This is a genomic window from Streptomyces sp. NPDC048196, assembly GCF_040652715.1.
GTDB classification, from domain to species: domain Bacteria; phylum Actinomycetota; class Actinomycetes; order Streptomycetales; family Streptomycetaceae; genus Streptomyces; species Streptomyces siderophoricus.
The window spans coordinates 39,323-58,109 of sequence record NZ_JBEZMM010000029.1; the positions used below are offsets into that span (position 1 = coordinate 39,323).

The 18,787-nt window shown below is 73.0% G+C and carries 17 protein-coding genes; 11 read left to right on the forward strand and 6 right to left on the reverse strand.

Going from position 1 to position 18,787, the window contains the following annotated elements:
- Positions 1–76 precede the first annotated feature (76 nt).
- The 6 genes from AB0E02_RS25280 to AB0E02_RS25305 all read left to right on the forward strand — a co-directional run bounded on the left by AB0E02_RS25280 (position 77) and on the right by AB0E02_RS25305 (position 5,801).
- Positions 77–901: a HipA family kinase gene (locus tag AB0E02_RS25280; protein ID WP_362142828.1), complete on the forward strand. Its 825-nt coding sequence runs from the start codon at positions 77–79 to the stop codon at positions 899–901.
- Positions 862–1,293: a DUF3037 domain-containing protein gene (locus AB0E02_RS25285; protein WP_051799168.1), complete on the forward strand. Its 432-nt coding sequence runs from the start codon at positions 862–864 to the stop codon at positions 1,291–1,293. Before AB0E02_RS25280 ends, AB0E02_RS25285 begins: the two co-directional genes overlap by 40 nt.
- Before the next feature lie 353 nt (positions 1,294–1,646).
- Positions 1,647–2,408: a 3-oxoacyl-ACP reductase FabG gene (fabG, locus tag AB0E02_RS25290; RefSeq protein WP_362142830.1), complete on the forward strand. Its 762-nt coding sequence runs from the start codon at positions 1,647–1,649 to the stop codon at positions 2,406–2,408.
- A gap of 28 nt (positions 2,409–2,436) precedes the next feature.
- A complete protein-coding gene (locus tag AB0E02_RS25295) occupies positions 2,437–3,207 on the forward strand; it encodes an SDR family oxidoreductase (RefSeq protein WP_362142832.1) in 771 nt (256 codons plus the stop codon).
- Positions 3,208–4,325: 1,118 nt separating this feature from the next.
- On the forward strand, positions 4,326–4,994 hold the full coding sequence (locus tag AB0E02_RS25300) for a uracil-DNA glycosylase (RefSeq protein WP_362142927.1): 669 nt from the start codon (positions 4,326–4,328) through the stop codon (positions 4,992–4,994).
- A gap of 249 nt (positions 4,995–5,243) precedes the next feature.
- Complete coding sequence (locus tag AB0E02_RS25305; protein WP_362142929.1) at positions 5,244–5,801, forward strand: hypothetical protein; 558 nt, start codon at positions 5,244–5,246, stop codon at positions 5,799–5,801.
- A gap of 179 nt (positions 5,802–5,980) precedes the next feature.
- Here the strand turns inward: AB0E02_RS25305 and AB0E02_RS25310 are convergent, their stop codons facing one another.
- Complete coding sequence (locus AB0E02_RS25310) at positions 5,981–6,688, reverse strand: TetR/AcrR family transcriptional regulator (protein ID WP_362142834.1); 708 nt, start codon at positions 6,686–6,688, stop codon at positions 5,981–5,983.
- 203 nt (positions 6,689–6,891) lie between these two features.
- Here AB0E02_RS25310 and AB0E02_RS25315 point away from each other — a divergent pair, with 203 nt between their 5' ends.
- Complete coding sequence (locus AB0E02_RS25315) at positions 6,892–8,292, forward strand: FAD-dependent monooxygenase (protein WP_362142836.1); 1,401 nt, start codon at positions 6,892–6,894, stop codon at positions 8,290–8,292.
- Positions 8,289–9,197, forward strand: a complete 909-nt coding sequence (locus AB0E02_RS25320; RefSeq protein WP_362142838.1) for a Gfo/Idh/MocA family oxidoreductase — start codon at positions 8,289–8,291, stop codon at positions 9,195–9,197. The genes AB0E02_RS25315 and AB0E02_RS25320 overlap by 4 nt, the downstream gene beginning before the upstream one ends.
- Here the strand turns inward: AB0E02_RS25320 and lnt are convergent.
- The 3 genes from lnt to AB0E02_RS25335 form a co-directional block, all read right to left on the reverse strand.
- Positions 9,166–10,773, reverse strand: coding sequence for an apolipoprotein N-acyltransferase (gene lnt / locus AB0E02_RS25325; RefSeq protein ID WP_362142840.1), 1,608 nt, complete (start codon positions 10,771–10,773; stop codon positions 9,166–9,168). The two genes, AB0E02_RS25320 and lnt, sit on opposite strands and share 32 nt — an antisense overlap.
- A 170-nt stretch (positions 10,774–10,943) precedes the next feature.
- Complete coding sequence (locus AB0E02_RS25330; RefSeq protein ID WP_362142842.1) at positions 10,944–11,426, reverse strand: nuclear transport factor 2 family protein; 483 nt, start codon at positions 11,424–11,426, stop codon at positions 10,944–10,946.
- 63 nt (positions 11,427–11,489) lie between these two features.
- Positions 11,490–13,448, reverse strand: coding sequence for an ABC transporter ATP-binding protein (locus AB0E02_RS25335; protein ID WP_362142844.1), 1,959 nt, complete (start codon positions 13,446–13,448; stop codon positions 11,490–11,492).
- Positions 13,449–13,636: 188 nt separating this feature from the next.
- On the opposite strand from AB0E02_RS25335, the gene AB0E02_RS25340 reads away from it, so the two are divergent.
- Both AB0E02_RS25340 and AB0E02_RS25345 read left to right on the forward strand, forming a co-directional pair.
- Positions 13,637–14,143 carry a DinB family protein gene (locus AB0E02_RS25340; protein WP_362142846.1) on the forward strand — a complete coding sequence of 169 codons (507 nt, stop codon included), beginning with the start codon at positions 13,637–13,639 and terminating at the stop codon, positions 14,141–14,143.
- Between the two features lie 251 nt (positions 14,144–14,394).
- Complete coding sequence (locus AB0E02_RS25345) at positions 14,395–14,799, forward strand: STAS domain-containing protein (protein ID WP_362142848.1); 405 nt, start codon at positions 14,395–14,397, stop codon at positions 14,797–14,799.
- Positions 14,800–14,813: 14 nt separating this feature from the next.
- Here AB0E02_RS25345 and AB0E02_RS25350 read toward each other — a convergent pair whose 3' ends face one another.
- Positions 14,814–15,302, reverse strand: a complete 489-nt coding sequence (locus AB0E02_RS25350; protein ID WP_362142931.1) for a glutathione peroxidase — start codon at positions 15,300–15,302, stop codon at positions 14,814–14,816.
- A 468-nt stretch (positions 15,303–15,770) separates the two neighbouring features.
- Complete coding sequence (locus tag AB0E02_RS25355) at positions 15,771–17,405, reverse strand: FAD-dependent monooxygenase (RefSeq protein ID WP_362142850.1); 1,635 nt, start codon at positions 17,403–17,405, stop codon at positions 15,771–15,773.
- Between the two features lie 252 nt (positions 17,406–17,657).
- Between AB0E02_RS25355 and AB0E02_RS25360 the strand changes: the two genes are divergently transcribed.
- Complete coding sequence (locus AB0E02_RS25360) at positions 17,658–18,776, forward strand: TcmI family type II polyketide cyclase (protein ID WP_362142852.1); 1,119 nt, start codon at positions 17,658–17,660, stop codon at positions 18,774–18,776.
- Positions 18,777–18,787 lie beyond the last annotated feature (11 nt).

An 18,787-nucleotide genomic window follows, 5' to 3' on the forward strand; every position in this document is an offset into this window, starting at 1 on the left:
CGCAGCACGAAGCACCGGTACCGGACCGGGCGGAAAAGGAATAACGGGTGGCGGAACGCTGCCGTAGCCTGTGGGGATGTTGACCGAAGTCATGGCGACCCGCTATGTCACGCCTTTGCGTGAGGGCGGATCGCTCCCGGGAATCGTCGAGGCCGACGATCTCGGAACTTATATCATGAAGTTCACCGGTGCCGGGCAGGGACGCAAAACCCTCGTCGCCGAGGTGATCTGCGGGCAGTTGGGCCGCCGGCTCGGGCTGCGGGTGCCGGATCTGGTCCGCATGCAGCTCGACCCCGTCATCGGCCTCGGCGAGCCCGACCAGGAGGTCCAGGAGCTGCTGAAGGCCAGCGGCGGGCTCAATCTCGGCATGGACTACCTCCCCGGATCGCTGGGATTCGATCCGCTCGCTTTCGAGGTGAGTGCGCGGGAGGCGGGCCGGGTGGTCTGGTTCGACGCGCTGATCAACAATGTCGACCGGTCCTGGCGCAATCCCAATCTGCTGGTCTGGCACGGCGAACTCTGGCTGATCGACCACGGCGCCGCGATGATCTGGCACCACAACTGGCCGACCGCCGAAAAGGCCGCGAGCCGGCCGTACAACGCCTCCGACCATGTGCTCGCCACGTTCGGTCCGGACCTCGCGGCGGCGGCCGAGGAATTCGCGCCGCGGATCACCGAGGAACTGCTGACCGAGATCGCGGCGGACGTGCCGGACGAATGGCTCGTCGACGAGCCCGGCTTCGACTCGCCGGACGTGCTGCGCCAGGCGTACGTGAAGACGCTGCTGGCGCGTGCCCGTACGATCAGCGAGCGGATCACCGTCGGGGAGCCCACCAAGGACAAGCCCTCGCAGGCGCCGGCATGGCTGGCCGGAAAGTTGCCTCGGAGGGCAGTGAAGTGACCGGTCTGCACAACGGACGCGATGTTTTCGAGTACGCCCTGCTGAAGGTCGTGCCCCGGGTGGAGCGCGGCGAGATGATCAATGCCGGTGTGGTGGTGTACTGCCGCGCCCGGCGCTTCGTCGAGGCCCGCACCCATCTGGACGAGGCCCGGCTGCTGGCGCTGGACCCGACGGTCGACGTCGAGGGGGTGCGCGCCGCGCTCGGCGCCGTGGAAGGGATCTGCGCGGGTGGCGAACGGGCCGGACAGGCCGCGGCGGACGACGCGGGGCGCCGGTTCCGCTGGCTGATCGCCCCGCGCAGCACCATCGTCCAGCCCGGTCCGGTGCACACCGGGCTGACCGCCGATCCCACCACCGAGGCGGAGCGGCTGCTGGACCTGCTGGTCCGCTGAGCCGGATTCCGCACACACCCGGCCCTCCCGTACACCCGGCCGTCCAGCTGGATTCTGCCGGCACCTGGATTCCGCGGGCACCTGGATTCCGCCGTACCCGGATGCGTCCCCAGGGGGCGCCCGGCCCGTCTCCCGGGCCGGGCGCCCCTTTCATCTGTTTTCGTCTGTCCGTCCGGTTTCCGCTCCTTCACCGGGGCGGTGCAGGTGAGCTCGGCAACGGCGCGGTGGTGGGGCGTTGACAGCGGGTGGCCGGGCTTCTAGCGTCAGCCCTGCTCAGGCTACTAAGCGGTTGCTCACCCACGGGATCGGTGCAGCGGACCGTTTGTCGAGGTTTCGAGGTGAGGAGAACCCGCATGTCCACCACCGAGCAGCGCGTCGCCATCGTGACGGGCGCGGCCCGCGGTATCGGCGCGGCCACCGCCGTACGCCTGGCCGCCGAGGGCCGCGCCGTCGCCGTCCTCGACCTCGACGAGGCGGCCTGCAAGGACACCGTCGAGAAGATCACCGCGGCCGGCGGCAAGGCCGTCGCGATCGGCTGTGACGTCTCGGACGCCGAGCAGGTCGAGGCGGCGGTGACCCGGGTCGCCTCCGAGCTCGGCGCACCGACCGTCCTCGTCAACAACGCCGGTGTGCTGCGCGACAACCTGCTGTTCAAGATGAGCGAGACCGACTGGGACACGGTCATGAACGTGCACCTCCGGGGCGCGTTCCTGATGTCCCGCGCCTGCCAGAAGCACATGGTGGACGCCAAGTTCGGCCGGATCGTGAACCTCTCCTCCAGTTCGGCGCTGGGCAATCGCGGGCAGGTCAACTACTCGGCCGCCAAGGCCGGTCTGCAGGGCTTCACCAAGACCCTCGCCATCGAGCTCGGCAAGTTCGGCGTGACCGCCAACGCCGTCGCCCCCGGCTTCATCGTCACCGACATGACCGCCGCCACCGCCGAGCGCGTGGGCATGGGCTTCGAGGACTTCCAGGCCGCGGCCGCCACCCAGATCCCGGTCCAGCGCGTCGGCCGGCCCGAGGACATCGCCAACGCGATCGCCTTCTTCACCGGTGAAGCGGCGGGGTTCGTTTCCGGCCAGGTCCTGTACGTCGCCGGCGGCCCGCTCAACTGACCGCCCACGGACCACAGGAGTACACGACATGACAGAGCAGGCAAACGGGCTCCCGGAGCCCTCCGGCAAGGTGGCGCTGGTGACCGGCGCCAGCCGCGGGATCGGCTACAGCATCGCGGAGGCGCTGGTCGCCCGCGGTGACCGGGTCGTCATCACCGGGCGCAACGAGGACGCCCTCAAGGAGGCCGTCGAGAAGCTGGGCGCGGAACGGGCGCTGGGCGTCGCGGGGAAGGCGCATGACGAGGCCCATCAGGCCGTCGCCGTCGAGCGCGCGATGGAGACCTTCGGCCGGGTCGACTACCTCGTCAACAACGCCGGTACGAACCCGGTGTTCGGGCCCATCGCCGACCTCGACCTCGGTGTCGCCCGCAAGGTGTTCGAGACCAACGTCATCTCGGCGCTCGGCCTCGCGCAGCGCACCTGGCACGCGTGGCAGAAGGAGAACGGCGGTGCGATCGTCAACATCGCGTCGATCGCCGGGCTCAGCGCCTCGCCGTTCATCGGCGCGTACGGCATCAGCAAGGCCGCGATGATCAACCTGACGCACCAACTGGCGCATGAATTCGCGCCATTGGTACGCGTCAACTCCATCGCGCCGGCCGTGATCAAGACCAAGTTCGCGGCCGCGCTCTACGAGGACCGCGAGGAGGAGGCGGCGGCCGCCTACCCGATGGCGCGGCTCGGCGTCCCCGAGGACATCGGCGGGGCGGCGGCCTTCCTGCTGTCCGACGCGGCGGGCTGGATCACCGGCCAGACGCTGGTCGTGGACGGCGGGTTGTTCCTCAACGCGGGGGCGTGAACGGCCGACCGGGCGGCGCGAGTCCGGGGCGGTAGGCCCCTGGGCCAGCTCGCGTCGGTGGGCCGGCGTTGGTGGGCCGGTTTGGTGGGCCCGCGTCGGTGAGCCGGCGTTCGTGGGCCGGCGTGGGTGAGTTCGCGTCCGTGGGCCCGTTGGCCGGCTTGCGTCGGTGTGTGTTCCAAGAGGCAGAGTCCGTGGTGCCGGTCCCCAAGGGGCCGGCACCACTTGCGTGATGGCTAAGGGGTCGGCATCGCTTGCGTGATGCCTACGGGGCTGGCACCGCTTGCGTGATCTCCAAGGGGCCGGCACCACTTGCGTGATCTCCAAGGGGACGGCACCGCTTGTGTGGTTTCGGGGTGAGAGAGGTTCGGGGCCTGCGGAGGGCCCAGGGCCCTGGGGCCTGGGCGTCTGGAGAGGCTCGGCAGGGCGGAGGAGACACAGGCTCTGGTGAGACGTGGTGAAGCCCTGGGACCCGGCAGAGGGGCGATCGGCTTCGGCGGAGTGGCGGAGCGTGGGGGCCTCACCGGCGCCTGGTGGGCCTTGGCGGGCGTGCCGGGCCCCGGCGGAGCGTGGTGGGCTCAAGCGGGGCGAGGTGAGGGCCGCGGCAAGATCCCCGAGGCCGGCGGGGCGCGGGGGCTCAGACGGGGCGTGGTGGGGCCTGGCAGGGGCGCGACGGGCTTACGGGTGTGCTGACCCGCGGCGGGGAATCGTGGCGGCCCAGCGAGGCGAGGTGAGCCCCGGCGGAGCAGGGCGAAGTCCCGAGCCCCGTGCCATAGCCCCCCGCCCCCGCCCCCGACCCCGTGCTCGTTTCCCGTGCCGGGGGCCCGTCCCTATGCCGTGGGCCCGTCCCGTGCCATGGGGCTCGTCCCGTACCGTGGCCCCGGCCTCGTGCCGTGAGCCCGACAGGGTGGGCCCGCCCCCCGGGCCGCGGGCTTGTGTCCGGTGCCCTGCCGCAGCGGCCTCGGCACGGGTCCGCGAGCCTGGTCCGCCTCCGCCCGCCTTCACCCCCCGCCCCCAGCCCCGGGAAGGAATGGCCCGTGGGCGGTGTTGTCAGTGGTCGCCGGTAGGTTCTGGGAGTGAGAACGCAACACACACCGGAGGTTGTTGACGTGGTGACCGACATGCTGCCCGAGTCCTGGCGCGGGGTACTCGGCGAGGAGTTGGCGAAGCCCTATTTCAAGGAGCTCACCGACTTCGTCGAGCAGGAGCGGGCCCAGGGCCCGGTCTATCCGCCCCGCGAGCAGGTTTTCGCGGCGCTGGAGGCGACGCCCTACGACCAGGTGAAGGTGCTCATTCTCGGCCAGGACCCGTATCACGGCGCGGGCCAGGGCCACGGCCTGTGCTTCTCCGTGCAGCCCGGGGTCAAGACGCCGCCGTCGCTGCGGAACATCTACAAGGAGATGAAGGAGGAGCTGGGTCACCCCATTCCGGACAACGGCTATCTGATGCCCTGGGCGCAGCAGGGCGTGCTGCTGCTGAACGCCGTCCTGACGGTCCGCGAGGCGGAGGCCAATTCGCACAAGGGCAAGGGATGGGAGCAGGTCACCGACGCGGTGATCCGCGCAGTGGCGTCCCGGCCCGACCCGGCGGTCTTCGTGCTGTGGGGGAATTACGCCAAGAAGAAGCTGCCGCTGATCGACGAGGACCGGCATGTCGTGGTGCAGGGCGCGCACCCCTCCCCGCTGTCGGCGAAGAAGTTCTTCGGCTCCCGCCCGTTCACCCAGATCAACGCCGCGATCGCCGCGCACGGCCACGCCCCGATCGACTGGCGCATCCCGGACCTGGGCTGAGAAACCGGCCCGGACGGTGGCCCACCGTCGTAGGACTGCCCGGGTCCGGACGGAGCCGTCGTAGTACGGCTGCCCCGGCCCGGATGGTGGCCCACCGGCGTACGGCTGCCCCGGCCGGGACCGTGGACCGTAGCCTGCGCCCGTACGGCTGCCACCCGGCGCGTCGCGCACACCGAGCGAAGCTCTCCGGTGGCGGTTAGCGTCGAGGAAACGTCAGCGGCGGTGAGTGGATACGGGGAGTGCGCGGTGGTGGAGCAGCGGCTGGAGGCGATGTCTGAGGACGGGGTACTGACCCGGATCGGCCAGGCGATCATGCTGCATCGGGCCGGCGATCGCGAAGAGGCGCGTAACCGCCTCTCCGCGCTGTGGCACGAGATCGGCCCGCAGGGCGACGCCTTCCACCGTTGCGCCCTCGCGCACTACATGGCCGACACCCAGGACGACCCGCGGGACGAGCTGGACTGGGACCTCCGGGCCCTGGAAGCGGCCGAGGGCTTCGTCACCGAGCGGCCCCTGGGCACCGGGCCCGCCCCAGGTGAGACCGGGGTGGCCGCCGTGCCGGGGGAGGAGGGCCCTGGCACCCGTCACCACCCCCTCGTCGCGCTGCGGGCCTTCTTCCCCTCGTTGCATCTCAACATCGCGGCCGACTATGCGGCGCTCGACCGGCCGGCCGACGCCCGGGCCCAGCTGCTACGGGCCCGGGCGTCGGTCAACGCGCTCGCCGACGGCGAATACCGCCAGGGGTTGCGGGACGCGATCGATCGTCTGGAGCTCCAGCTGGGCGGGGCGGCTGGCCGTACCCCCTAGCGTCCACGCCGTACCCGCTAGCGTCCACGCTGTATCCCGTGGTCCGCCGCACCCCATGGGTCGTTCGCCGTACCCCGCGGCCTAAGCGTTCCCCCCACACCGCCCGCCGCGTTCCCCCCCCCACAGCGCCCGCCGCGTGCCCGCCAGCGCCCGCCGCGTGCCCGCCGGCGTCCGCCCGGCTAGCGTCCTGCGTCGTCGTCCGGGCGGCGCAGCATGCCGGTCAGGAGTTCCGCGCAGGAGGTGCGCAGCTCGGTGCGGGTGGGGGTGGTGGTGTGGAACTGGCCTGCGGTGCAGGAGAACAGCACGCCGTCGCACCAGGCCACCATCGACAGTGCGTGCCGTTCGGGCGCGGTGGAGCCGGCCGCCGCCAGCATCGCCACCATCGGCTCGCGGAAGGCCCGTCCCGCCCGGTCGTAGATCTCCCGCAGCGCGGGCCTGCGGGTGGCCTCCAGAGCGAGTTCGTAGCGGGCGAGGAGCAACTGCCGGTGCCGTGAGAGGTAGCGGTGCAGTGCGAGCGCGAGGGCGTCCGTGATGGCCTCCGGGCCGGTGCCCACCGCCGGAGTGCCGGCGGCCGCCGTCTCGGGCCCGGCGGTGTGCGCGGCGGCCGTCGGCATTTCCGCCGGGGTGAGCACCGCGGCCTCCCGTTCGGCCAGCCGCCGTACCGCCGCCTCCAACAGGGCCTCCCGGGTCCGCGCGAGGTTCGAGGTGGAGCCCAGCGGCAGACCGGCCGCCTCGTCGACGGCCCGATGGGTCAGCCCCCGCATACCGCGTTCGGCGAGCAGGTGAATTGCCGCATCCGCGATCAGCTGCGGGCGGTCGGAGGCGGGGGAGGAGGGCGAGGGGGCGGGGGCGGGCGGAGCCGGGCGGTGGCCGTCACGAGCGGTCATGTGTGAAGCCTAGCGGGGCCACTACGGGTGTAGTGACGTTCTGCGACTACAGGTGTAGTCTCCTGCCGAGGGGTAACTACATCTGTAGTTGGCTGTCCGTGACTGACCGTCTCTGGCCAGCCGTCCGTGTAGGTGGCGTCGTCCGGACCTCGGACGGACTCGCGACGGTCTCGCCACGGACTCGGCACGGAATCGGAGGCGACATGAAGCAGCAGCGCACCGCGCTGGTGATCGGTGGGGGGATCGGGGGGCTCACCGCCGCGGTGGCCCTGGAGCGCCGCGGGTGGTCGGTCACCGTCGTCGAGCGGGCCGCCGCGCTGGAGCCGGTCGGGGCGGGCATTGCGCTGGCGCCGAACGCCCAGCGCGCGCTGGACACGATCGAGGTGGGCGACGCGGTGCGGGCGAGGGCCGATCGGCAGGGGGCCGGCGAGTTCCGGCTGCCCGGCGGACGACGGCTGGCTCGTACGGACAACGCCGCGGCCGTCCGGCGCTTCGGTGGGCCGGTGGCGATCGTGCACCGTGCCGAACTGGTCGCCCTGCTCGCCGCCCGGCTCCCCGCGAGCGCGGTCCGCACAGGCGCCACGGCCACCCTCGTCGACCCGGGCGACCCCCGCCCGGGCGGCCGCCCGGCCCGGGTCCGCATCGCCGAACCCGACCGGCGCGGACCCGACCAGCCCGTGCCCGACCGGCCGGAACCCGACCGCACCGGCCCCGACCGCCCCCGCACCACTGACGACAAGAACAAGACCGACGCCAAGACCAACGCCAGGGGCAACGGGGGCAACGCCAGGCACAATCACGCCGCCACCTCCACCGACCTCTCCGTAGACCTGGTGGTCGCCGCCGACGGCATCCGCTCCGCCGTCCGCCGTGCGGTCTTCCCCGGTCACCCCGCTCCCCGTTACGCCGGCTTCACCGCGTGGCGGTTCGTCGTGCCGGCGCCCGACGGGGTGGGCCAGGTGGCGCACGAGACCTGGGGGCGCGGCGGCGTGTGGGGCACGGTGCCGCTGGCCGGCGGGCGGATCTACGCGTACGCCACCGCGGCCGTGCCCGCCGGGGGCCGGGCGGTCGACGACGAGCGGGCCGAACTCCTGCGGCGGTTCGGGGCCTGGCACCAGCCCGTTCCGGCGCTGCTCGACGCCGTCGGCCCGGCCGAGGTGCTGCGGAACGACGTGTACAGCGCGGCGGCCGCGCCGCCCGCCTTCCACCACGGGCGGGTCGCGCTGCTCGGTGATGCCGTCCACCCGATGACGCCCAACCTGGGGCAGGGCGGGTGCCAGGCCGTCGAGGACGCCGTCGTCCTGGCGCACGAGGCCGGGCCGGACGCCGATCTGGGGGCCGCGCTGGCCGCGTACACCCGGCAGCGGCTGCCGCGCACCATGGAGGTGGTGCGCCGTGCCGAGCGGATCGGCCGGCTCACCACCTGGCGGTCCCGGCCCGCGTGTGCACTGCGCGCCGGGCTGCTGACCGCCACCGCCCGCCTGGCCCGCGATCACGCGTTGCGCGCCCTCGACGGCATCGCCGACTGGCGGCCGCCGGCCGGCACGTATGCTGCCGGGGCGCGGGGCACCAGGACCGCGGCACTACGCGAGGAGCAAGAGTGAAGGTCGGCTGCATCGGACTCGGCGACATAGCGCAGAAGGCGTACCTGCCCGTACTGGGCACCCTGCCGGGGACCGAACTCCATCTGCACACCCGCACCGCGGCGACCCTCCAACGGGTCGGCGCCGCCCACCGGCTGACCGGCGACCAGCTCCACGCGGACCTGGACTCGCTGCTCGCCGTCGGCCTGGACGCGGCGTTCGTGCACGCCGCCACCGCCGCCCACCCGGAGCTGGTCACCCGGCTCGTCGAGGCCGGTGTGCCGACCTACGTCGACAAGCCGCTCTCCTACGAACTCGACGAGTCACGGCGGCTCGTGGCGCTGGCCGAGGACCGGGGCGTGGGCCTGACCGTCGGGTTCAACCGCCGGTTCGCGCCGGCCTACGCGCAGTGCCGCGAGCACGCCCGCGACCTGATCCTCATGCACAAGAACCGGGTCGGGCTGCCCGAGGACCCGCGCACGCTGGTGCTGGACGACTTCATCCACGTCGTCGACACCCTGCGGTTCCTGCTGCCGGGCGAGCCGGACCACATCGACGTCCGGGCCAGGATCCGGGACGGCCTGATGCACCACGTGGTGCTCCAGCTGTCCGGCGACGGGTTCACCGCCATCGGCACCATGAACCGCCTCAGCGGCTCCGCGGAGGAGGTCCTCGACGTCTCCGGGCAGGACACCCGGCGGCAGGTCGTGAACCTCGCCGAGGTCATCGACCACAAGGGGCAGCCGACGGTCCGGCGGCGCGGTGACTGGGTGCCGGTCGCCCGTCAGCGCGGTATCGAGCAGATCGTCCTGGCGTTCCTGGACGACGTACGGGCCGGCCGGCAGCCGTCCGCCCGGGACGCGCTGCGCACCCACGAGCTGTGCGAGCGCGTCATCACCGACGCGGTGGAGCGGTCCGCTCGCTGAGCCGGTCCGGGGGAGCGCTCCGGCCGTCGCCCCGGCGTGGCCGGGCGGTCCGTCCGCCGGGCCGCCGTGGCGTGAGCCTCTTCCCGCCGCCGTACGCACCGGCGAGCACCAGCGCGCCCACCGCCCCGTACACCACCCAGTCGCCGAACCGGGTGTACGGGCTGGTGCCGGCGGCCAGCGGCAGGTCGTAGACGGCGGCCGCGCTGCGGTCGGTGCCGAGCGTGGGGCCGATCCGCTCGCCGCGGGGGCCGTACACCGCGCTGACGCCGGTGAGGGTGGCGTGCACCATCGGCCGCCAGGTCTCCGCGGCCCGCAGGGCGCCCAGGGAGGCGTGCTGCAGCGGAGCCCAGCTGTCCTGGAACGTGGAGGTCGAGGACTGGGCGACGATCACCTGCGCACCGCCGCGCGCCAGGGCGCGGCTCAGGTCGGGGAAGGCGGTCTCGAAGCACACCAGCGGCCCGATCCGCAGCCCGCCGGCCGTGGCGACGGGCATCACCACCTGGTGGGTGCCGCGTATCCGGTCGGTGGTGGCCGCCTTGCCCACCTTGGTCGCCCAGCCCAGTACGGACCGGAACGGTATGTATTCGCCGAACGGGACCAGCCGTCTCTTGGCGTAGCGGTCGCCGGTCGGGCCGTGCGGGCCGACCAGTACCGCGCTCTTGTAGATGCCCGGGCGCCCGGCGCGTACCGAGTCGGCGTTGACCAGCAGGTCGGCGCCGGTCTCCCGGGACAGCGCGGCGAGCCTGGCGGCGAGCGCCGGGCGGTCCGCCGGGTCCTGGTACATGCTGCTCTCGCCCCAGACGACCAGGTGCACCCCGCGGCCGGCCAGCGACCGGGTGAGCGCCACGCTGCGGGCCAGCCGCTGGGTCGGGGTGCCGTCCGGGCCCGGCTGGACGACCGCGATCCGCACCGTGCCGGCCGGGCGGGGGACCGGCGCCAGGAACCACGCGGCGCCGGCCGCCAGCGCGCACACCAGCAGGCCGGCGACCGCGGGCCGCCAGGTGGCGCGGCGGGCGATCAGTTGGGCCAGGGCGGTGTTCACCGCCACGATCAGGAAGCTCAGCAGCCAGACCCCGCCGATCGACGCCAGCCGCAGGGCGGGCGCGACCTGCCACTGGCTGGCGCCCAGCAGGCCCCAGGGGCCGCCCAAGTACTCCCAGGACCGGACGAGTTCCACCATCAGCCAGCCCGACGGCACCAGCACCAGCGCGGCCGCCGATCTCCCGGAGCCGGGCGCGCCGCCCAGCAGGGCCCGTACCAGCAGCCCCCAGGGCGCCCAGAGCGCACCGAGCAGCAGGGCGAGGACGAGGATGAAGACGTGCAGGCTCGGCAGCAGCCAGTGGTGCACCGCCAGTATGAAACCGGTCCCGCCCAGCCAGCCGTCGAGTGCCGCCCGCCGGGGCGTCGGCGCGGTCCGTACCAGCAACAGCCACGGCACCAGCGCGACGTAGGCCAGCCACCACCACGACGGGGCGGGGAAGGCGAGCGCGGGCAGCGCCCCGGCGAGCGCGGCGGTCGCTCCCCGGCCCCAGGCGGAGCCGAGCCACCGCGTCCGGGGGCCGAGCGGTCTGTCCATACGGTCTCCACGGTCTGCCGGGTGCCGGTCCGTCCGTCCGGCCGGGCGCGCGGGACCGGCCGGACGCTCAGTGTGCGCGGACGGTGCGATCAAGGAAAGGGGGCCTCGCCCGGGGGAGCCGGACGCTCGCCGGGACGGCCGAGGCGCGCCCGGTCGCGGACCGCCCGGGGTCAGTCGTCCGCCTGTCGCACCTCCCGCCATTTCTCCTGTACGACGACCTCGGTCAGCCGCCAGCCGTCCGGGGTGCGGCGGGCGGTGAAGTCGTAGCGGCCGGCACAGGTGTAGTTGGGGGCGGTGGGGCCGCCGTCGTCGTCGGTCGCCGGGCCTGCCAGCCGCATCGGATTGAGGTAGTCGGCCCGGATGCCGGCGGTGTCGCCCGGTGCGCCGTCCTGCGAGGCCAGCGTGATCCGGCGGTTGACGATCAGGTGCTGACGGATCTCGAAGAGCCGGAGCATCTCGGCCAGCCAGGCGGCGACGTCCTCGGCGCTGCCCTCGATGCCGCCCGCCGAGCGGTAGTCGACCCGCGCGTCCGGGGCGAAAAGGGCCAGGTAGCCGGGCCAGTCGCCGTCGTCCACGGCGACCGCGTAGCCGGTGACCAGGTCGTCCAGGGCGAGCCGGTCCATGACGGTGGAGTGTTCCGCGCGCTGCGTCATCTCCTCAGTTTTCGGTATGCGGAAGGCCCCCGCCAAGAGGTGGGGGCCTTCGGTATGCCGCGTTCAGTTCACCAGCGCCGGATCCGCCAGGAGGTCGTCGCCGGAACCGGCCGGTGCGGCCCCGGCGTCCGGGGCCGACGGCGACGCCGCGGGCGACGTGGCCGCCTCGGTGAACTGCGTCCGGTACAGCTCGGCGTACCGCCCGTCGGCCGCCAGCAGTGTCTCGTGGGTTCCGCGTTCGACGATCCGGCCGCCCTCGACGACCAGGATCAGGTCGGCGGCGCGTACGGTCGACAGCCGGTGGGCGATGACCAGCGCGGTACGTCCCTCCAGGGCCTCGCCGAGCGCCTCCTGGACCGCCGCCTCGGAGGTGTTGTCCAGGTGGGCGGTGGCCTCGTCGAGGATCACCACCCGGGGGTGGGCGAGCAGCAGCCGGGCGATGGTCAGCCGCTGCCGTTCGCCGCCGGAGAGGCGGTAGCCGCGCTCGCCGACGACGGTGTCCAGGGCGTCGGGGAGGCCGGCGATCAGCTCCTCCAGGCGGGCCCGGCGCAGCGCGTCCCACAGCTCGTCCTCGGTCGCCTCCGGCTTGGCGAGCAGCAGGTTCTCGCGGATCGAGTCGTGGAAGAGGTGGCCGTCCTGGGTAACCATGCCGAGGGTTCCGCGCAGCGAGGCGGCGGTCAGGTCGCGGACGTCCACGCCGGACAGCCGGACCGCGCCGGAGTCCGCGTCGTACAGCCGCGGCAGCAGCTGGGCGACGGTCGACTTGCCGGCGCCGGAGGAGCCGACCAGGGCGACCATCTGGCCGGGTTCGGCGCGGAAGGAGATGCCGTGCAGCACCTCTTCGCCGCCACGGGTGTCGAGGGTGGCGACCTCCTCCAGGGAGGCCAGCGAGACCTTGTCGGCGGACGGGTAGCCGAAGCGTACGGAGTCGAACTCCACCGAGACCGGCCCGTCGGGGACCTCGCGGGCGTCCGGCTTCTCGGCGATCAGCGGCTTCAGGTCGAGCACCTCGAAGACCCGCTCGAAGCTGACCAGGGCGCTCATCACCTCGATGTGGGCGCCGGAGAGCGCGGTCAGCGGGGCGTAGAGGCGGGTGAGCAGCAGGGCGAGCGAGACGATCGCACCGGCCTCCAGCTGCCCGCGCAGCGCCAGGAAGCCGCCCAGGCCGTAGACGACGGCCAGCGCCAGGGCGGAGACCAGGGTCAGCGCGGTCACGAAGTACGTCTGGACCATGGCCGAGCGGACGCCGATGTCCCGGACCCGGCGGGCGCGGACGGCGAACTCGGCGGACTCGCGGGCCGGGCGGCCCATCAGCTTGACGAGGGTGGCACCCGGTGCGGAGAACCGTTCGGTCATCTGCGTGCCCATCGCCGCGTTGTGGTCGGCGCCCTCCCGACGCAGGGCCGCCAGCCGGCGGCCGACCCGGCGGGCGGGCAGCACGAACACCGGCAGCAGCACCAGGGCGATCAGGGTGATCTGCCAGGAGAGGCTGAGCATCACGCCGAGGGTGAGCAGCAGCGTGACGATGTTGCTGACCACTCCGGAGAGGGTGTCGCTGAACGCCCGCTGGGCGCCGATCACGTCGTTGTTGAGCCGGCTGACCAGGGCCCCGGTCCGGGTGCGGGTGAAGAAGGCGATCGGCATCCGCTGGACGTGGTCGTAGACGGTGGTCCGCAGGTCCAGGATCAGCCCCTCGCCGATGCTCGCCGACAGCCAGCGGGTCAGCAGTCCGAGGCCCGCCTCGGCGACCGCGATCACGGCGATCAGCCCGGACAGGCCGACCACCAGGGCGGACGAGTCACCGCCGACGATCGCGTCCACCACCCGGCCGGCGAGCAGCGGGGTGGCCACCGCGAGCATCGCGGTCACCGTGCTCAGCACCAGGAACCAGACCAGACGCCGCCGGTGCGGGCGGGCGAACGCCGCGATGCGGCGCAGTGTGCCGCGGGAGAAGCGGTGCCGGCCCTGCTGCGCGGTCATCGTGCTGTGCAGCGAGTGCCAGGCGGTGACTTCCATGTCCATGGTGGCCTCCTGTGTGCCGGGTCGTCACGGGATCGCCGTGGGTGACCGGCGACATGAAAGGAACCTAGGACCTCAACCAATATTGAGGTCAACTGATTCCCAAAGGATCACCCGCCAGGCCCCAGGGGGAGCGGTGGTGCGGAGAAAAATGCCGGGCGGCCCGGCCCGGGCCGTGGTGGGGTGTCCCGGTGACGACGACTCAGCCGCGCCCCGACACCGGCCCGCCGGGCACCGACGCCGATGAGAGGACCACCCTGCTCGCCTTCCTCGACTACGTCCGCGAGGCCGTGACCGCCAAGGTGGAGGGCCTCGCGGGACAGGCGGCGCGCGCTCCCGGGGTGCCGTCCGGGACCAGCCTGCTGGGGCTGGTCAAGCATCTGACCGCCGCGGAGCACTACTGGTTCGTCTGGGCCTTCGAGGGCGCCGGGGACGCGCCGCCGGACCTCGGGATGACGGTCTGCGCCGAGGAGCGTGCCCAGGACGTTCTGGCCGGCTACCGCGCGGCCGTCCGACGGTCCAACGAGATCGCCGGGCGCTGCGACGACCTGGGCCGCCCCTGCGTCCGCCCGGCGGGGAAGGCCGGGGCGGTCCGGTCGCTGCGCTGGGTGCTGGTGCACATGATCGAGGAGACCGCGCGGCATGCCGGGCACGCCGACATCCTGCGGGAGCAGGCCGACGGGGCCGTCGGCAGGTGACGGCGTGCGGGGTGTGGATACCGTCCGCCGTGCGCCGAGGGGCGACTTTGAGACAACCTCGTGAGGCGGCGTACGCCGGGGAGTTGAGGTGGCGGGACGGCGGGTAAGCCGTAGACAACTCAAGCGCAACGACGCCCCGGAAACGGGCCGACCCCGCCCGGATCGCGCCGGGCGCCCCCCACCTCTCTTGTACGTCTCCGCCGTGGCGCCCGGCCGTTTCCGGTACCGCGGCACGAAAGTGGGCCGGGCCGATGGACGAACGTCAGTACTACCCGAGAATTGCGGGCCCCGGTCGCGCCGCCGACGGCGCGACCGTCTACGAGCTCCACGGTGAGCTCGACATCCTCGCCGTGTCGGTGCTCTCCGGCCGGCTGGACGACCTCACCGGCGCGCAGGGCGCCGATCTCGTGCTCGACCTGCGCGCGGTGGCCTTCATCGACTGCGCCGGACTCTCGCTGCTCAGCCGCGCCCGCTACCGCACCAGGCAGCGGGGCGGCCGGCTGCGGCTGGCCGGGGTCACCGACGGCAGCAGCGTCGGACGGCTGCTGCGGATGACCGGACTGACCGGCCACTTCGAGCTCGTGCCAGACGACGCCCCCGGCCCCGCCGGCGACGGCGCCGGGGCGGCCGAGGGCGCGGACATCGCCGTGGCGTGACGCCCGCCCGGGGCTCAGGCCGGCAGGGCCGCCTCGATCGCGGCGACCAGCTCGGGAGCCTCCGGCTCGGTACGCGGCCGGAAGCGGCCCGCGACCCCGCCCTCGGCGTCGATCAGGAACTTCTCGAAGTTCCACTGCACGTCGCCGGCGGCCCCTTCGGCGTCCGCGACGGCCGTGAGCTCGGCGTACAGCGGCTGCCGGGCGGCGCCGTTGACGTCGCCCTTCTCGAAGAGCGGGAAGCTGACGCCGTACGTCGTCGAGCAGAACGTGGCGATCTCCTCGGCGGTGCCGGGCTCCTGGCCCGCGAACTGGTTGCTGGGGAAGCCCAGCACGGTGAAGCCCCGGTCCGCATAGCGCTGCTGCAGCCGCTCCAGACCTTCGTACTGCGGGGTCAGCCCGCACTTGGACGCCACATTGACCACCAGCAGCGCCTTGCCGCGGTGGTCGGCGAGCGAGGCGGGCTCACCGGTCAGGGTGCGCAGCGGGATGTCGTACAGGCTCACGGTCATGCTCCTCTTCACGGGTACGCGGACGGGGACGGCCCTCGTCACTCCCAACGGCGCCGCCCGCCCTGATCTTCCCCGGATCGTCGGTCGGCCAGGAAACCGTAGGGCGCAGGGTGCCGGCCCGCCACTCCTTGAGGAGCTGGTCGAAGATGGGGGTGTCCTCCTCGGGCGGCCGACGCGCCTGAGGGGCGGGCGGCGGCGGCAGCGAGGGCGGACGGTGCGTCAGCGAGATCCGCTGAAAAGGGTGCGAGGCGGGCTTCTTGACATCCATGCCCGGACTCAACCGGAAATCGGCGCCCGGGTTGCGGGACGCGGCCGGGGCGGCCCGCAGATGCCCCTGCGGTGGTGACGGGCAGAAGATACGTTCCCGGCGTGAAGGGGCCGGCGGGCGTCCCGCCGGCCCCTTCGCTCACCTCAGCACCACCGGCCGCAACACCAGGGGCGTATCCGGTGGATCTGCCCGGTTCAGGACCGGCACAGCAGCGCTTCCAAAACCTCCGCGAGCGCCGCCTCAGGATCGGCCACCCGGCCCTCCGCGCGCCACGCCACATAGCCGTCCGGCCGCACCAGCACCGCGCCCTCGGGCGTCGTGCCGTGCTTCTCGGCCCAGTCGGCGCCCTCCTCCGGGGCCAGGTCGTCGTCCGGCTCGGTGCCGATCAGGTAGCAGTTCAGCCGCACCCCGAAGCGCTGGACGGCGCCCTTGGCCGCGGTGCGCCACATGTCGCCGTCGGAGCCGGACAGCAGGGTGAACGCCGTCTCGTACAGGTCGAGGGTGGAGCGGCGGCCCTCGGGGCCGGACAGCCACATGTGCGGGGCGCGGGTGCCCGGCTCACCGGTCATCCGCAACTGGTCCGGAACCACCGGGAGTTCGGGATCGGCGCCGACGACCGCGCCGCGCGGGTAGCAGTAGCCGAGCGCGACGGTGAGCACCCCGCGCTGCCGGCCGCCGCCGGCCCCGGGCGCCGGTGCGTACCCGGGGTGGCTGTGCTCCGCGGAGCGGGCCGAGGCGCGGGCGCTGGTCTCCCGAGCCACCGGCAGCCGCTCCGCCTCGTACGTCGACAGCAGCTCCGGGCCCGCCGCGCCGTCCAGGACGGCGGCGATCTTCCAGGCCAGGTTGTGGGCGTCCTGGATGCCGGTGTTCGACCCGAACGCGCCGGTGGGCGACATCTCGTGGGCCGAGTCGCCTGCGAGGAAGACCCGGCCCTCGCCGTACCGCTCGGCGACCCGCTCGGCGGCGTGCCACGGCGCCTTGCCGGTGATCTCCACCGCCATGTCCAGCGCGCCGGTCGCCCGCCGGATGTGGTCGATGCACCGCTCGTCGGTGAAGTCCTCCAGGGTCTCGCCCTGGTCGGGGTGCCAGGGCGCGTGGAAGACCCAGTCCCGCTCGTTGTCCACCGGCAGCAGGGCGCCGTCGGCCTCCGGGTTGGTCAGGTAGCAGGCGATGAAGCGGCGGTCGCCCACCACCTCCGCCAGCTCCGGGGCCCGGAAGGTGATGCTCACGTTGTGGAACAGGTCGCCCGGACCGGTCTGTCCGATGCCCAGCCGCTCGCGCACCGGGCTGCGGGGACCGTCGGCCGCGATGAGGTAGTCCGCGCGCACGGTGTACCGCTCGCCGGTCTCCCGGCTCCTGAGCTCCGCGGTCACCCCGTCCGCGTCCTGTGCGAACGAGACCAGCTCGGTGGAGAAACGCAGGTCGCCGCCGTGCTCGCGGGCACACCGCACCAGGACCGGTTCGAGGTCGTTCTGGCTGCACAGACACCAGCCGGCCGGGCTGATCCGGGCCAGCCCGCCGCCCGGGTCGATCTCCTTGAACAGCCACTCCTGTTCGTCGCCGGTCAGTGAAGGGGCCTGCAGGATCCCGTGGTTGCCGGCCAGCGTCGAGGCCGCCTCCCGGATCGGCCGCTCGGCGCCGGCCACCCGGAACAGCTCCATGGTGCGGACGTTGTTGCCGCGCCCGCGCGGGTGATGGGACGTGGCGGCGTGCTTCTCGACCAACAGGTGCCGTACGCCCAGCCGTCCCAGGAACAGCGAGGCGGACAGGCCCACCAGGGACCCGCCCACGACCAGTACCGGGACCCGTTCTCGGGGGGTGGGATTCATGGCGTGCTCCAGCTCCAAGGCGCATTGGGGGCAGATGGAGCACGAATGCCCGGCCGTGGACCTGTTCGATCACGGTTCACCTGCATGGCTCACAGATCTCGCGCCGCCCGTACGTCCCGGCCACGATCGAATCCGGGACGCCCCCCGGACACCCGGGGCGGGCAGCCCACCATCCCGCTCAGTCACCCGGATCGCACCGGAACTGACGACGCACCACAGGGGCCATCGGGCACCGAAGGAGATGCGTAGACGATGACAACGCTGTCGGAACGAATATCCCAGTCAGCCTTCGACGGCTCACGGCTCAGGGTCGTACTGCTCCTGGACCTCCATGACGGAGCCCAGCAGCAGTTCCTGGAAGCCTACGAGCACCTGCGCAACCAGGTCGCGTCCGTCCCCGGGCACCTCACCGACCAGCTGTGCCAGTCCATCGAGAACCCCTCGCAGTGGCTGATCACCAGCGAATGGGAGAGCGCGCCCCCCTTCCTCGCCTGGGTCAACAGCGAGGAGCACGTCAAGATGGTCCAGCCGCTGCACGCCTGCGTCCGCGACACCCGCTCGCTGCGCTTCAGCGTCCTGCGCGAGACCTCCAACATCGCCGCCCGGGCCCCCGAGCCCCCCAAGGGCCGGCTCCAGGCCAACCCCCGCGTCGGCGACGGTGTGGTGCGGCACGCGCTGACCTTCACCGTGAAGCCCGGCAGCGAGGACAAGGTCGCCGAGATCCTGGCCGGCTACGACTCGCCGGAGGCCCGGGTCGACGACACCACCCGGCTGCGCCGCACCTCCCTGTTCATGCACGGCAACCGCGTGGTCCGCGCGGTCGAGGTACAGGGCGACCTGGTGGCGGCGCTCCGCCACGTCTCCCAGCAGCCCGAGGTCCGGGCCGTCGAGGAGGCCATCAACCCCTACCTGGAGCAGGACCGCGACCTCAGCGACCCGAACTCCGCCCGGGTGTTCTTCACCCGCGCCGCCCTGCCCGCCGTGCACCATGTCGCCTCCGGCAGCGCGCGGCCCGAGGACGTACGGCGCCATGCGCTGTTCTACCCGGCCAAGGAAGGCTGCGGCATGGCGCTGGCCAGGATGCTGGCCCGCCAGGACGAGCTGGCCGCCGACGACCCGGACTGCCCCGTCGCCGGCAGCACCGTCTTCCAGCGCGACGACGTCGTCGTCCGGCTCGTCGACATGCGGATCCCGCTCGACCAGGACCCGCTGCTCTCGCTGGGCATCCGCGGCTCGCGCAAGACGGCCGTACTGCGCCGTCTGCTCGACACCGAAGTGGCCGGCGGTCTGTCCAACGACCGCGAGCTCGCACGCTTCCTCGCGCGCTGCGACATGGCCCTGATCACCGACCGCCGGTCCGCGGGCGCCTGACACCGCCCGCC

What these genes read in the sequence shown, in the direction of transcription:
- AB0E02_RS25280 (WP_362142828.1), top strand. Translation starts at nt 77, where the DNA reads ATGTTGACCGAAGTCATGGCGACCCGCTATGTCACGCCTTTGCGTGAG.
- AB0E02_RS25285 (WP_051799168.1), top strand. Translation starts at nt 862, where the DNA reads ATGGCTGGCCGGAAAGTTGCCTCGGAGGGCAGTGAAGTGACCGGTCTG.
- fabG (WP_362142830.1), top strand. Translation starts at nt 1,647, where the DNA reads ATGTCCACCACCGAGCAGCGCGTCGCCATCGTGACGGGCGCGGCCCGC.
- AB0E02_RS25295 (WP_362142832.1), top strand. Translation starts at nt 2,437, where the DNA reads ATGACAGAGCAGGCAAACGGGCTCCCGGAGCCCTCCGGCAAGGTGGCG.
- AB0E02_RS25300 (WP_362142927.1), top strand. Translation starts at nt 4,326, where the DNA reads ATGCTGCCCGAGTCCTGGCGCGGGGTACTCGGCGAGGAGTTGGCGAAG.
- AB0E02_RS25310 (WP_362142834.1), bottom strand. Translation starts at nt 6,688, where the DNA reads ATGACCGCTCGTGACGGCCACCGCCCGGCTCCGCCCGCCCCCGCCCCC.
- AB0E02_RS25315 (WP_362142836.1), top strand. Translation starts at nt 6,892, where the DNA reads ATGAAGCAGCAGCGCACCGCGCTGGTGATCGGTGGGGGGATCGGGGGG.
- lnt (WP_362142840.1), bottom strand. Translation starts at nt 10,773, where the DNA reads ATGGACAGACCGCTCGGCCCCCGGACGCGGTGGCTCGGCTCCGCCTGG.
- AB0E02_RS25330 (WP_362142842.1), bottom strand. Translation starts at nt 11,426, where the DNA reads ATGACGCAGCGCGCGGAACACTCCACCGTCATGGACCGGCTCGCCCTG.
- AB0E02_RS25335 (WP_362142844.1), bottom strand. Translation starts at nt 13,448, where the DNA reads ATGGACATGGAAGTCACCGCCTGGCACTCGCTGCACAGCACGATGACC.
- AB0E02_RS25345 (WP_362142848.1), top strand. Translation starts at nt 14,395, where the DNA reads ATGGACGAACGTCAGTACTACCCGAGAATTGCGGGCCCCGGTCGCGCC.
- AB0E02_RS25355 (WP_362142850.1), bottom strand. Translation starts at nt 17,405, where the DNA reads ATGAATCCCACCCCCCGAGAACGGGTCCCGGTACTGGTCGTGGGCGGG.
- AB0E02_RS25360 (WP_362142852.1), top strand. Translation starts at nt 17,658, where the DNA reads ATGACAACGCTGTCGGAACGAATATCCCAGTCAGCCTTCGACGGCTCA.